The 14906-nt window shown below is 26.3% G+C and carries 16 protein-coding genes; 1 reads left to right on the top strand and 15 read right to left on the bottom strand.

Annotated features, from left to right (window positions below):
- From C0982_RS03785 to C0982_RS03740, 10 genes are all read right to left on the bottom strand, one after another.
- Window positions 1-867, bottom strand: a complete 867-nt coding sequence (locus tag C0982_RS03785) for a hypothetical protein (RefSeq protein WP_101772884.1) — start codon at window positions 865-867, stop codon at window positions 1-3.
- 24 nt (window positions 868-891) lie between these two features.
- Complete coding sequence (locus C0982_RS03780) at window positions 892-2223, bottom strand: hypothetical protein (RefSeq protein ID WP_101772883.1); 1332 nt, start codon at window positions 2221-2223, stop codon at window positions 892-894.
- Window position 2224: 1 nt separating this feature from the next.
- On the bottom strand, window positions 2225-3094 hold the full coding sequence (locus tag C0982_RS03775) for a hypothetical protein (RefSeq protein ID WP_101772882.1): 870 nt from the start codon (window positions 3092-3094) through the stop codon (window positions 2225-2227).
- A 26-nt stretch (window positions 3095-3120) separates the two neighbouring features.
- Window positions 3121-4431 (bottom strand): hypothetical protein, encoded by a 1311-nt coding sequence (locus C0982_RS03770; protein WP_101772881.1) that lies wholly within the window; start codon window positions 4429-4431, stop codon window positions 3121-3123.
- A 1-nt stretch (window position 4432) separates the two neighbouring features.
- The gene (locus tag C0982_RS03765) at window positions 4433-5302 is read right to left on the bottom strand and encodes a hypothetical protein (protein WP_101772880.1); all 870 of its coding nucleotides are present in this window, start codon (window positions 5300-5302) and stop codon (window positions 4433-4435) included.
- Window positions 5303-5313: 11 nt separating this feature from the next.
- A complete protein-coding gene (locus tag C0982_RS03760) occupies window positions 5314-6135 on the bottom strand; it encodes a hypothetical protein (RefSeq protein WP_101772879.1) in 822 nt (273 codons plus the stop codon).
- Window positions 6119-6847 (bottom strand): ABC transporter ATP-binding protein, encoded by a 729-nt coding sequence (locus C0982_RS03755; protein WP_101772878.1) that lies wholly within the window; start codon window positions 6845-6847, stop codon window positions 6119-6121. The genes C0982_RS03760 and C0982_RS03755 overlap by 17 nt, the downstream gene beginning before the upstream one ends.
- A complete protein-coding gene (locus C0982_RS03750) occupies window positions 6834-7235 on the bottom strand; it encodes a GntR family transcriptional regulator (RefSeq protein WP_242961488.1) in 402 nt (133 codons plus the stop codon). Before C0982_RS03750 ends, C0982_RS03755 begins: the two co-directional genes overlap by 14 nt.
- A 258-nt stretch (window positions 7236-7493) precedes the next feature.
- On the bottom strand, window positions 7494-7790 hold the full coding sequence (locus C0982_RS03745; protein WP_242961487.1) for a GIY-YIG nuclease family protein: 297 nt from the start codon (window positions 7788-7790) through the stop codon (window positions 7494-7496).
- A gap of 16 nt (window positions 7791-7806) precedes the next feature.
- Complete coding sequence (locus tag C0982_RS03740; RefSeq protein ID WP_101772876.1) at window positions 7807-8412, bottom strand: NUDIX hydrolase; 606 nt, start codon at window positions 8410-8412, stop codon at window positions 7807-7809.
- A gap of 150 nt (window positions 8413-8562) precedes the next feature.
- Between C0982_RS03740 and C0982_RS03735 the strand changes: the two genes are divergently transcribed.
- Window positions 8563-8799 carry a hypothetical protein gene (locus tag C0982_RS03735; protein WP_101772875.1) on the top strand — a complete coding sequence of 79 codons (237 nt, stop codon included), beginning with the start codon at window positions 8563-8565 and terminating at the stop codon, window positions 8797-8799.
- Between the two features lie 48 nt (window positions 8800-8847).
- On the opposite strand, the gene C0982_RS03730 is transcribed toward C0982_RS03735, so the two are convergent.
- The 5 genes from C0982_RS03730 to C0982_RS03710 form a co-directional block, all read right to left on the bottom strand.
- Entirely contained in the window at window positions 8848-9687 is an 840-nt protein-coding gene (locus C0982_RS03730; RefSeq protein ID WP_101772874.1) for an Mrp/NBP35 family ATP-binding protein, read from the bottom strand.
- 32 nt (window positions 9688-9719) lie between these two features.
- Entirely contained in the window at window positions 9720-10772 is a 1053-nt protein-coding gene (gene add / locus C0982_RS03725; RefSeq protein ID WP_242961486.1) for an adenosine deaminase, read from the bottom strand.
- Between the two features lie 29 nt (window positions 10773-10801).
- Window positions 10802-12415: a Na/Pi cotransporter family protein gene (locus C0982_RS03720; RefSeq protein ID WP_101772872.1), complete on the bottom strand. Its 1614-nt coding sequence runs from the start codon at window positions 12413-12415 to the stop codon at window positions 10802-10804.
- A gap of 118 nt (window positions 12416-12533) precedes the next feature.
- On the bottom strand, window positions 12534-13409 hold the full coding sequence (locus C0982_RS03715) for a radical SAM protein (protein ID WP_101772871.1): 876 nt from the start codon (window positions 13407-13409) through the stop codon (window positions 12534-12536).
- A gap of 14 nt (window positions 13410-13423) precedes the next feature.
- Window positions 13424-14785 carry a GTP pyrophosphokinase gene (locus tag C0982_RS03710; protein WP_101772870.1) on the bottom strand — a complete coding sequence of 454 codons (1362 nt, stop codon included), beginning with the start codon at window positions 14783-14785 and terminating at the stop codon, window positions 13424-13426.
- Window positions 14786-14906 lie beyond the last annotated feature (121 nt).

The following is a 14906-nucleotide window of genomic DNA, read 5'->3' as shown; positions in this document are numbered from 1 at the left end:
TTATGCAACCTCCCTTAGTCTTTTTTCTGTGAGCTTGCAGTCAACAAGAAATAAAGAGATTGAAACTGATAAAAACACTATGTTAAATACTACTAGTTTAGAATTCATATAGGTTGGATTAATGTCTCCTACCAATAAAAAAAACAGCATAAAAATTATTAAAAAAGCTATCAGTATGAAATAAGTGATTTTTTTAATAATGATATTTTTACCTTTATCTATAAAAATTATACTAGCCAAAGATTGAATAATCATTATACATCCAGATATATATATGGACACAGTTGAAATCGGATACATAAAAGTAAGCTTTACTAAAGAAGGTAAAGTAAATGCATCTAATACATACCTAAGATCCGCTTTATAGACTGTATTAAACATTACACTAAGTACATAATTCACACTCAGTATCATTGTCATTAAAATCAGCGATGCTACAACATATATACTTATACTTACCAATAATCTCGAAAATTTAATTTTATAAATACTAACTGGTAAATTCGTATCAATATAAAAACTGTTGCTTTTTTTCTTATAGTTTCTAGTTACTACATCAAAAGACATAGCTATCGCAGTAATTAAAAATAGTTCCATCAATATTTTCGACTTAAAACCCAAGTAGTTTTCAAATGTCAATTTAGAGGCATCTAAAAATTCATTCAAAAAGGCACTGTTAATGTCTTTAGAATTTTGAGATATTTTAACAATATTTTCAACTTCAGAAAAAATCATATATTTATTTTCCTGTCCGTATGTAAAGACAATAGAGAACAATATAATTGCTAGAGATATACCAACCAATACTATAAACTTGTTTTTATTTTTAATCAACTCATAGTAATATAGCTTAAATAATTCATTCATGTCATACTCCTTTCTAGTAGCACATTATTTTCTAATAGCTACATATATATCTCTTCCTACTCCTCTATTTTCTCCCTCTAATCTACCTGTGTATACAAGTTTGTTTTTTTCTCTATCATATACATATAATTTATGATATCCATTTCTTGTACTCAAAATATCTGATTTCTTGATTTCAGAATATATCCTTTGATAAAATATTACATACTTTCCACTTCTCATTATATTTTCATCAGAATTAAGTAATATAGTCGGATAATTATTCTTTGATGCATAAATATCATTGATTTTCTTATTATGCTCCACTACATTATTTTTCTTACCTATACTATAGGATTCATTTAAAAAAGGAACACCTATCTTTTTATAGTCGGATAAATTTAATTTTCCGTCTTTTAAATCATATTCAAATAGATAGTAGTTATTATCTCCATCGTAGTTCCCTATTAAATTACCATCATTAGGTCTTATTAGCACAAGTTTATTTTCTTTTTTGTCAAAGAATTTGTAAACATTGTACTGAATAAAGCCCTTGCTTTTAAAGCCTTCTTCTCTCGCTTGCGCTCTTCCTATTTTTTCAGCAACCATTTTTCCAGTTTTCAAATCTATTGTATGGATTATTAAATCTTGATTTGTATACCAAAAATATATAAACTTATCAAATCCAATAATCGCATCTTCTCCTGCAACTTCAACATTAGGTACGATTGATTCATTTACAGCAATTTCTTTGCATATTTTATTTTTTTCATCTATTTCTAAAAGAAATAATTTATATATTTTCTCACTAGCTGACTCTTTTTTATTCTCTAAATTTGTTGCATTCTTCTTAGTCTTCATTAAAGCATAAATTTTACCATTGTATCTTTCTGCTCTGATATATTGTGTTTCACTTAAAGATGCCTCTTTATAAAGAGAACTATCTACTCTAATTGGAATCATTACATCTTTTTCTAATTCATCATTTATCACTATATACTTTTCACTCCTATTTTCTTTTTCATAAAGATAAAGGTCTATATGTTTTTTATCAGCAATAGGTATGTATGAATTTTCTTTTGAGCTTAGAGAAATTTTTCCATCTCTAGTTCTTCCTTCTTTTAATTTTTCGAAATTCCCTCTTTTTACTAGCAATGAACGTCCATATTTTTTATAAGCTCTAGTTTTTTTACCAAACTCTCCATAGTATATATTGTCAGAAAGTATCAAATTTAAATCTTCTAATACTTTTTCATCTCCAGATCCTTTGACTAGTTTAACTTTATTACTGGAAATGTTCACGATTCCGTAAAGAGATATTATAAGTACAACACTAATAGCAAAAAACAAAATACCTTTGGTTGAATTTTTTTTCATACTATACACCTTCTCTCAAACTCTTCTTTGTGACTTTACAATCTAGTATAAATAAAGCAATTGCAATTATAACAAAACTTATATTGAATAACCAAGAATTCTCTATATTTCCAAATACATCGGATTCATATCTTTGTATCAAATAAAATATCATTAAACAAGCACTAAAAAACATCATTATAATATATAGGACTTTTCTTATAACAGAATTTTTTTCTGTGCTAACAAATATTAGGCTTGTTACTGATTGTATTCCAACTACAGAAAACATTATATATATTAATATAAATTCAGAAGGATTTATGAAAGTAGCTTTTAAGGGGAAAACATCCGAAAAAGGATCTAATATGTATCTAATTGAAGAGTCATATATTCCTCCATATTTTATAGTTAAAACAAAATTTAATGCAAATAAAGCTAAAAGCATAAGAGATGCAGCAAAAGCATATATACTCATTCCTAACATTATCCTAGATAGTTTCACCTTAAATATATTGACCGGTAAATTAGAATCAATATAAAAACTATTTGTTTTCTTCTTATAATTTCTTGCAACTATATCAATTGACATTAGAACTGATATGACAAGAACTATCCCAATTATGAATTTTGGTACTGAACTTACATAATTTCTTATAGTTACTTTATCTGCATACAAAAGATTTTGCATAAAGTCTTTATCTATTGATTTTGATTCCTTGAATAAATTTAGATATTTTTGCATATCAGAAAATGATATTGTCGAATTTTCTTTGTATTCTGGCAAAGCAACTAATACAATCAATGTTAGAACTGAAAGCGCTGCTAAAATCAAAAACTTAGATTTATTTTTAATTACTTCATAATAGTAAAGTTTAAACAATTCTCTCATATTATACGCCTCCAATCATATACTTACTATTCTTTATTAGACACATATATAGTATCTCCTACCTCTCTGTTTCCACCTTTTAATATACCGGTGTATACTAATTCATTTTTTTCCATATCATAAATATATAATGTGTTATATCCATTTGAATTAAACTCTTGATTGTCACGTTTTACTATAAATGTCTTAATCTGATAGAATATAAGATATTTCTCGCTTCTCATTATATTTTCTGCATTCTGAGAGTCTATTGTATCTCCTGCATTTTTAGTTATATTGGAATCTAAATAACTGTTTTCTTCTTTTTTAACTTCTCCTTTTTTAGAAATATAGAATTTTTCATCCTTTTCAAAAATTCCTGTAGCATTTCTTCTCATGAATTTCAATTTTCCATCTACTAAACCAAACCTATTTAAATAGTATTGATTATCATCAAAGTTGTACTCCACATTAATAAGCTTATTTTCTTTTTCATCGAAAAAACTATATATATCATCTATTGTTGAAATACTTTTATATCCGTCTTTTTTAGCATCTGACTCATTTACCTGTTCTGTTTTAACTTCTCCATTTTTTAAATCTATTATATTTATAAGTGATTTATCTTCAGATTTATAGTAGTGAAGGTATTTTCCAAAGGCAAACATTGCTCTTTCTTGATATATTTTTTTGGGGTAAGTTTGATTTAATTTAGAAATAACTTTATATGATTTATTTTTTTCATTAATTTCAAGTAAATACAAATTATATGTATTTTCAGTTTTAGAAATATTTTTTTTACTATTTAAAAATTTTACTAATGTGTATATTTTATTGTTATCTCTAGTTATATTTAATATTTTTATATTATCTTCTTCAACTTTTTTTTCTGAAGAAGCAGATACTATATCATCATATAAATGAGTATTTTCTTTCACTGAAACGCTCGTATGCTTATTGTCTTCGTATATATTAATTTCTTTTTTATTATTTTTAGGATTTAAACCTATGCTTATTTCAATACTAAAATTTTTTTCATTATCTGGTATGAAAATATTATTACTACGTCTAAAAGAAATTCCATTTGATTCATTTATATTTTCCTTTAATTCCAACAGTTTATCGCTTCTTATTAAGTATGCATTTCTAGTATACTTACTTTCTGTAAAAATATTATTTTCTCCATTATATATATTATTTGTCAAAATTAAATTTAAATTGTTTAATACCTTTGAATCCCCAGATTGTTTAATAAAGTTAATTTTTAAAGCATCTTTATTCATTACAATTGAAAATAAAAAAATGGACGTCAGAATAGTTATAAAAATCGAAAAACCTTTTATAGAGCTTTTTTTCATGTTATATTCCCCTCCCAAATCTTCTTTTAGTAATTGCACAATCAATTGTGATTAATACAATTGAAATAATAATTAACACAGTATTAAGCATCCAAGGAGGAAAAATAACAGTGAATTCCACTGAACCATATCTCAACATTGGATAAAAAACCATTAGAATTCCAGATATAATAATAGTTATAAAATACCCTGCTCTCATTAGTATCATGTTCTTGCTTAAATTCACGAATATGATGCTTGTCAAACTTTGTATACCTACTACACAAGTCATAATATATATAAATATATATTCTAAAGGATTTAAAAAAGTAGCTTTAATTGGAAAATAGTATGGAAACGGATCTAATATATTTCTTAAATTCGAACCATATATATTGCTGAATTTTAGCTTAATAAAAAAATTCATTACAATCAATACCAACATAACTAGTATGGCTGTAAAAGCATACAAGCTGATTCCAAGCATTATTCTTGACAATTTTATTTTTAAAATACCTGAAGGTAATTCTGCATCGATATAGAAAGTATTTGTATTTTTTTTATAGTTTCTTGCAACAATGTCAATAGACAGAATCATTGATATAGATAACACAAAACAAATTAACAGAATTGAATTATAGTCCAAGATATTATAAAATCTTACAAAGTCAAAAAATGAAAAATACTTCATTAATTCTCTTCCTTGCACACTACCGTTCTCAAATTGATTTATTACGCTTTGTAATGTTGTTAAATTCATCGATTCAACGCTATTATATATTGAAAACACACCTATAATCGCTCCAGATAACACTGATATTATAGACATTATTATAAATTTATTCTTATTTTTAATTACTTCGTAATAATATAAACTGAATAATTCTCTCACATAATACCTCCTTAAAAATCTATTTTATTTTTTAATAAATATATATCAAGTAAAAATATAGAAATTAACGCTCCCAATGAAATCAAAATCTCTTTAAAAAACATATCACTTATAAGAATACTTAATATACTTTCAGTAAAAATAAAGCTATTATCAAAAAAATCAATTATTATTATAAATATCATAGCTATAAGAATAGCTTTAAAAATAAAGCTGTCTTTATATTTGTAAATAAGTATAAAAATCAGTGAGCAATAGCTTATTAGAAGCGGCCAAGTAATTAAAAATCTATACAAAATATTTGCATAGGAAAGTTTAAATAATGTGCTTTGATTCATTGAATTATATATAAATTGCATTATGTTAATTTTATTTTCAATAATAGCATTATTCATAAAATTAATTTCGTCTATTGAATGGTTAATGTATTTCAAAAACAGAATAGAAAAAAGAATAAATATAGCATATTGAATGATTATAAATAAATAAGTTTCTATAAAAATAGACACCACGTGAAAATACTTTTGTACAGGAAGTTGTAATATATTGTAAAAGCTTCCATCATCGTTATAAAGCCTTTTATATAGACTCATAAGTAAAAACATTATTGTAACAATAACTATAATATAAATCGGAGGAAGAAGAATGTTATAATCAAAAGTATCGATTCTAATGCCTCCGTTTATAGATCTATATTCCATATCAACTACAGTTCGAAACGATGAGTATAGATAAAATATAAATAGAAAAATAGTATATAAAGCTGTTGCAAAGTAGAATATTTTTCTATTTTCTCTAAAATTATTTTTTACAAGCTTAAGAATCTTTTCCATAACTAGATACCTCTCTCATTTTGTCTGATATAGATTTTCCTTCATTAAATCTCATATCTTCTGCATCAAAATTTGAAATTATTCTTCCATTCCCCATGATATATACATACTCTACCATTGATTCAATTTCATCGATTTCATGAGTAGATAGTATTATAGCTTGGTCTTCATTCATGTATTTTGCCATAACCTTAGAAAATTCTTCTCTTTTGAATATATCAATTCCACTAAAGGGTTCATCAAGTACTATATATTTTGTATTCATAGAAAAAGCGAATACTAATTTTGTCTTTGCTATATTACCTTTGGATAAGTTGTCTATTATTTCATCTTCTTTTAGATTAAAAAATTCTAACATCTCTTTAGCTTTTTCATCGCACCAGTTTTCGTAAAAATCTCTATAAAATTCCATCATTTGTCCTATGCTAAATCCTGCGAAATGTGTTGCCACATCTGGAACAAATATTAAATCTCTATTTACCTTAGAACCTATTTTTTCTCCATCAATAAATATTTCTCCGCTATCCGGATGAACTAATCCTGAAATACTTTTTAGTAGCGTTGTCTTTCCTGACCCATTTATACCGATAATTGCAGTTACACTTCCTGTATGTATTTCTATACTTACATCATCAAGAGCATATTTCACATATTTTTTTCTAGAGATGCTTTTATTTTTATATTTTTTAGTAATATTTTTAACTTTTATCATTTTCTTCTTCCTCCTCAAAGACTTTATCGTAGCTTTCCTCAATTAATTCTATGACTTTTTCTTTTGAAATATTTATGGATTTCATTATTTTTATAAATTCATATAGAGGCTCTTTTAAAAAATCATTTTTTAAAGATTGTATTTTCACCAAATCATCTGTTATAGTGCTTTGTCTATTTTTTTCAGTTTTTATTAAGCCTATATCTTCCATATATACATATGATTTTTGCACAGTATTTAAATTAACGCCCAACTCTGCTCCAAGTTCACGCCGAGATGGTATTTTGTCATCAGGTTTCAATTCTCCTACAAATACTTTTGCTAGAAAATAGTTAGATATCTGTATATATATAGGAGCATTATTATTAAATTTTATTTTTTTACTCAATTTTACAACTCCTCTCATAATCAAAGTGTATTACTCACATAGTACATCTATAAAGTGTATTATACAGGTAATACACTTTATAGTCAACATTTTATTTATATATTCCCTTTTTATAGTATCATTTACTGTTTGCTGTAATAATTTTATAAAATACTCTTGAATAATTACTCTAAATATTTTTATAAAATAATAACCCTAAAAGCTAGTTTTTAACTTTTAGGGTTATTATAAAATTTAAAATATTTATGTAATATTGACTTATAGATTGCTATTATTGTTCACCATTATTATATTTTCGTATTCAATATTGAATTTATTTAGTTCACAAAAGTCACCATTTATAATTTTTTCTTTTTTACTTTTTGTTAATTTTTTTATTGCAAATTCCATTTTCATAGCATCTTTTTTAGTACTTAACTTTATGTATAACTCTAGACTTTTGAAACCTTTCGCCTTAACATACTTGGATCCTATTCCATTTTTATGCTCTGCAATCCTTCTATTTATATCGGTAGTGTAACCACAATAGATACTGTTGTCTTTGCACCTCAACATATATGTATACATATAACTAGTTCTCCGATATGAAATTTTGTAATACTAGCCACAATTTCACATCTATATTTTCATCACTTAGTAGGAGTTTTTTTGATTCTTCCTTACTTAAATACATAGGGTGTATTATTTCACTTGATTCCTGATTTTCTACAGAAAATTCTCCCTTAGCTTTTCCATATATGATAGATATGCTTTCATCTGTCATTCCAACCGATGAAAAAGCTTTTTTACATGATTTTGCTTCATCTATGTCATAGAGAGTTAACCCTGTTTCTTCTTTCATTTCACGTTTAGCCGTTTCATATATGTTTTCTTCTTTATCAACTAGGCCTGCTGGCAGTGAATAAATAAAATCATTAATAGAAATTCTAAATTCTCTGATTACTACGATAGCATTAATATCAGTATTTACGGCAGCTATTAAAACAGCATCTGCAGAGGTTTGTTGTTTTTCAAAAATAAAATTTTCGTATTCAATTTTATTTTTTCTGGAAGCAGAAATCCATTTTTTATTTTTTCCTGTTTTATCTTTGTACTCTGTTTCAAAAATATTTAAATATTTTGAAGAATATACATTTGTTACTTTAATGATTTTGTTTAATTTCCTTAATAATTCCATGTCTTTCTCCTTATGTGTTTACATATTTTAAAAAAGGATATATACTAATTATAAGAAGATGATATTGATGTTACGTATATATCCGAATATATCCGATTGAACTCATTAATTCGCAATTATATTTTTTTATATTAGAAAGGGGTAAGTGTTATGTTAAAGACAAAAAAGAACCTTAGTTTTCAAGAGTTTGTAAAAAATCATTTAAATGATTATGTCGAAATAGAATCATATTTAAGCAGTTCTAAGCTATACGGTACGATATCTGAGTGTGACAATATATCGCTTACTTTAAAGATAACGTATCACGATGAGGAAAATCCAAGATATAATGAAAGAGAAACTTTATATATACCAATGAATTCAATAAAATCTATCAAGAAGCTATAATAAAAAGGTACCTAAGCAGGTACCTTTTTTTAGTAAGAAAATTTTCTTTTACTTTTCACAAAATCCAATTACCTTATTTGTAATATCATCTATAATTGTTTTTAGTTTAGGGCTAATATCACTCGCTGTGTTGTTAGAAAAATTAATAATTTCTGATGACATTGGAAGCTCTCCAAGAAGATCTAGATTATGTTTTGCTAAAAATTCATTAGTATCTTGACCGTTATCATCAGAAAAAATCTTTATTTTTTCATCGCAACATGGACACTCTACATAGCTCATATTTTCTACTACACCTATTATCGGTATATTTAATTTCTGTGACATATTAATAGCTTTTGAAACGATCATAGAAACTAGATTTTGAGGTATAGAAACCATAACTATTCCAGTAAGTGGTATAGATTGCATTACTGTTAATGCTACATCTCCTGTACCTGGTGGCATATCTATCAATAGATAATCCAACTCTTCCCATAAAACATCTGAGTAAAATTGTTTTACCACTCCACCAATCATTGGACCTCGCCATATTACTGGATCGTTTTCATCATCGATCATTAGATTTAGAGAAATTACCTTTATATTATTAGAAGCAGTCACAGGTATAATATTTTCTCCATCAGAAAGGGCCCTTAGGCCATCCATATTCAATAATTTAGGTATACTTGGTCCAGTTATATCTGCATCTAATATTCCAACCTTATATCCTTGAGCAGCAAGCTGATTAGCAAGCAAAACTGTAGAAGTAGATTTGCCTACTCCACCCTTTCCGCTCATAACACCTATTATATTTTTTATTGAATTCCTTTTATTATTAACAACGCCACATTCATCTGCTTTTGTATTGCAGTTATTTTTTGATGGGCATGTACTACAATTGCTCATTAAAGCACCTCCATTTATTCTTATATTACATTTTATATTTTGCGTAAAAGAAATTCTTTTACACTATTATCAGCAAAAGAAGATTTAACAGTATTAGAATACATTTTATTATAATCGTCTTTTCCCATATTTAACAGTTTAGATGCAATCACATACTCTTCCGTTAGAGTAGTATCTGATACAGTTCTATTGTCTGTATTTATGCAAAGATTTAGTTTATCATTATAATAACTCACTACGGGATGAGACTGCAAACTAGATACAGCATTAGTTTGTATATTGCTAGTTGGGCATACTTCAAGCATAATATTTCTATTTTTAATAATTTCGTACGCTTCTATATTATCATATAATCTGACTCCGTGCCCAATTCGATCTGCATCTAACATTTTTATGGAATCTAATATATTTTGACCTGATGCAACTTCACCAGCATGTATAGTTATTTTATAGCCATACTTTTTTGCTAAACTCATTGCGTTTATAAATTTTGTAGAAAATCCTTCTTCTTCTGGACCAGCTAAATCCACTGCAACGACACCGTGATTTAAATAATCCCGCCCCCTTTCAATAGTTTCAATAGCTATTTTTTCCGATAAATTTTTCATACAGCAAAGTATTAAGTTTCCTTCAATATCGTATTTTTTGGTAGCGTTTTTCATACCAGATATAGCTGCTTCTATTACTTCAGATTGATTTAATCCCATCTTTGTATGAAGGGATGGTGCAAATCTAAGTTCAAGGTATTTAACATTTTCTTTGCTAGCATCTTCATACACCTCAAACGTGAATCTTTCAATACTTTTTTTATTTTGCATTACTCTAATAGGTATATCAAAACTTTTTAAGTATGAAACAAGTGATTCGTTTACTTTTGGTGCTTTTAGTAAATTTTCTATATTGTATTTTTCTCTATCAGTTAATTTTACATCATTTGTATGCGACTCTTCTAGTATACTATTAGCCCTTAAAGATCCATCTAAATGACAATGTAACTCTATTTTTGGAAAATCATATATATTTTCTTTACTTAGCATTTTATACCCACATCCTAACTTAAATACAAAGTTATATATTAATTTCATATATTTTTTGTATAGTAATTAAATTTTTTTTACATTCTGTTTAATTCTTGAGCTATACTCTTAGCATTATCCGAAACACTCTTAATGCTATTAACAATGTCTAAAAAATATATACCTTTTTCTACAGAGCAATTACCTTCATACAATCTACTTAAATGTAACTTTTTATACTTTTTTTCCAAAATATCAATTTGTTTTTCTCTTTCTATCACTATATCAGCTAACTCATAATCACTCGTTTTTATTGCAGTTATTGAATCATAGAAATTCTTTGAAGCAAAGCGAAATATTTCATCCAATTCACTCTTGGCTTCTTCAGATAAATCAATTTTTTCTTTTTTTATTTGCATTGATCTCTGTGCTATATCGTTTGCATTTTTTCCGACTCTTTTTATATTAGTAACAATGTGAAATAACACATCTAATTTCAATGTTTCTTGCTCGCTTAACTTTTTTTTCCTAAGCGCAAGCAAAAAATTTATTATGTCTATTTCTAAGATGCTTATTATTGAGTAATATTTAAAGGCTGAATTTATATTCTCATCACTGTCTGATTTTATAGATTCATAGGAAGCATTTAAAGCTCTACTTGCTCTGCTAGCCATTCTAATTACTTCATTTTCTACATTGGACAATGCTATTGACGGAGTTTCAAGTAATCTTTCATCTAAAAACTTTGTCATATATATTTTTTGTTGACTTTGTTCATCATCGGTTATAGGTACTATTTTAGTGGATAATTTTATAAAATAAGCACTTAGTGGTATGAGAATTATAATATTAATCAAATTAAAAATAGTATGTATATTAGCAATTTGCCTAGACAAATTACCTGGATTCAATTTTTCCGATATATATACTATAGGTGAATGTAATACTAGTATAAAGAGAACTGTTCCCATGATGCTAAATATAAGGTTAATAATAGATGCTCTTTTTGCATTTTTAGTCGCTCCAATAGTTGACATAAGCGGAGCTACACATCCTCCTATGTTATCCCCATACATAATAGGAAGAGCTGCATACACTGGTAAAATATTTTGAGATGCAAATGCAATTAATATAGCTAATGTTGCCGTTGAACTTTTAAATATGCTTGTTAATATAAACCCTATTATAATACCTAGCACTGGATAATTAATTAAGTATGATACAAGGTATTTAGCAGTATCAGATTTTGAAATTGGTAAAGCAGCACTTTTCATAAAGTACATTCCAATAAATAAAATTCCTACACCTATAAAAATTTCACACATGTTTTTAATTTTTATTTTTTTTGTAAAAATCCAAACTAACATTGATATACCAATTATTGCGGGAGCAATAGTCTCTATGTTAAATGATATTAGCTGAGCTGTAACAGTGGTACCTATATTAGTACCTAACATTATCCCTACTGCTTGTTGTAAATTTATTATTGCAGTATTTACAAATCCGACAGTCATAATATTTGTGGCTGCAGAACTTTGTGTTATCGTAGTAATTATAGCACCTATTAGTACTCCAATAAATTTATTTGACGATAACTTTTCTATTACAAATTTTAGTTCTTCTCCAGCTATTTTTTGTAATCCATCTCCCATTATGTTTATTCCGTAAAAAAATAAACCTAAACCTGTTATTAAATAAATGGATACTTCCATAATGACACCTCTTAATTTTTTATAATACAATTATATAATAACATGTATAATAATAAAAAATGTTAACTCGATTTTAGATTTAACATCGAGTTAACATTTTTAAATAAAATTATCATGTTTAAATATTTGAAGTAATGTTATAAAATAAGTCCTCTAATTTGTCTTCATTGTCAAGATCGGGCTTTATAAAATATTCATTTTCTTGAAGAGAACCAACATTCATATAACCTCTATTGCTGATATTTATTCTTCTAAGATCTTCTTTATATTCCCTACTATCAGTTGTAATAATACCTACTCTTCCTATTGCGCCATTAATTTTAAAGTATTCTGTTACGCTTAAATTTTCATCTTCTGATCTATAAATGTCTTCAGTATTTTCCATATATTCTTTTAAGTCCATATATCCACGCTCATAAACATGTTTATTTAAGTTATGCGGAAGTAATTCAATCAATCTGACATCCATATTATTATTTATAGTTAATCTCATAAAATCTATTAGTTCATCATCGTTAAAATCTTTAATTGCAACACAATTGATTTTCAAATTAATTCCAGCTGCTTGACACGCATCGATTGATATAAAAACTTCTTTAAGATTAGCACCACCTGTCAACGCTTGATATTTATATTCTTTTAAAGAGTCTAATGAAATATTAACGTGAGTAAGTCCAGCTTTTTTCAAATCTAAAATTCTTGTACCAAGACCTATTCCATTAGTTGTAATTCCTATTTCTTCTATTCCAGATTCTTTTGCGTATAAAACTAATTCATCAAGATGCTTGTATAATAAAGGTTCCCCTCCTACAAATTTTATTTTCTTCAACTCTCTCTTTGAAAAAAAATTAATGATTTTTTTATAGTCTTCTAATTTCATACTTTGTTCTTCTTGTGATAATATTTTCACATCATGTATTGGTTTAGAATACATTACTGGATAATTATTTTCTTCTGTAAGTATAAGACGCAAGTAAGATAAATGTTCGTCCATAAATTCCACTTCCTTTAAAATATTTTTATTAGGCTATCTACAGTAGTTTTTGAAATTAACTTTCTCTGCTCTATGTAGTCATAATATGTGTCAAATTCATAGCACACATAATCCAATCCTTCAGATACAATTTTATTTATTTTAGCAATATTATAGTCGTAGAAAATGTCTATTTTCCCTATTTTTAAAATCATTTTATAAACACAATCATACATGTCATCGATTATTATATTACTATATTCACCAAACCTCTCTACCGCGTTATATAAGCTTTCAATAGAGATTAACGATCCTTTATAAAACTCTACAAAGTTAGAAAAATCATCTGCATTATTTTCAGGTTCTAACTCAAATAATATCTTAAAAAACAGATTCCATGGTACTTCTATATTCATTTTCTCAATAAAAAGTGAGGATATATTATTTAAAAATGAATCTTCAAATTCTACTTTTCTTTCTAATACTAATTCATCATTAAATCCAAAATCTTTATTAATAAAATTAGCAATTTTTTTATATTCTTCAGTCAAAAAGTCACTCAATCCTTCCACTGAATTAGCATACTTATTCATTGAATAGTTTAGTATAATTTCACAAGGTTTCTTAAAGTCAATAACAAATGAGAGTTCCTTTTCCATTTTATATGTAATCGTATCATATAAAAGTTTAGAGAACATCTTCTTTATATCTTCTTTTCCACCTGTAGAATCCCATTTACTAACATGTTTAAAATTGTTATATACATTTAATAGTTGGTCATCTACCATTGTAAGATTATTCTTTATTGAACCCATCATATCTTTTAGAAAATTATCTTGTAATAAGTATGTCGTGTTTTTATAAATTATTTTGTGTTCAATTTCACTCCAAAACACATTTACTAAAGATTTTATTTGCAATTCAAATTTTATTTTTCTATTTAAAAAAGTATACTCACCATCAATTTTATAAATTTCAAAACCATTTTTTTGCCTTAATGGCTGTTTGTCAAACATATACAATCGAATATTCTTATTTAAACTTGAGTAAAAATATTTTCTATCATCTGTTTTATCAAAAAAATTCTTAATTTCCATAAAAATATCTTTTTCTTCTTTGATAAATTTACATTCTATTCTTATTCCAATTAAATCTGGAATATCTGATATTAAGTCTTCTGGGTCTGAATAATGCATAAGGTATCTATTTCTAATAATTTTTTCTTTCAAGCTGCTTTCAGATTTAATTCTTGAACTAACTGCAATTAATTCATTTTCTTTCATTGGCATTGAACCAAAAAACTTAACTAATTCATCTTCAATTGCTTCCAAAGTGGGTCGTTGTTCTTCTAATATATTAGTAGCTTCTTCTATAAATTCAAACTCCTTTAAGCTCATATCATCCTCCATATAACTTTACGTTTACGTAACTATTATACCAAAATAAAACTATATATACAAAACTTTTATGCGTGTGTTAACTATATATTTTTTATATATTTTTCAAATGAATTATATA

The organism is Peptostreptococcus faecalis (genome assembly GCF_900240845.1).
Taxonomy (GTDB): Bacteria; Bacillota; Clostridia; order Peptostreptococcales; family Peptostreptococcaceae; genus Peptostreptococcus; species Peptostreptococcus faecalis.
Note: the sequence above shows the minus strand (reverse complement) of the source record. Positions and strands in the feature narration are given on the sequence as shown.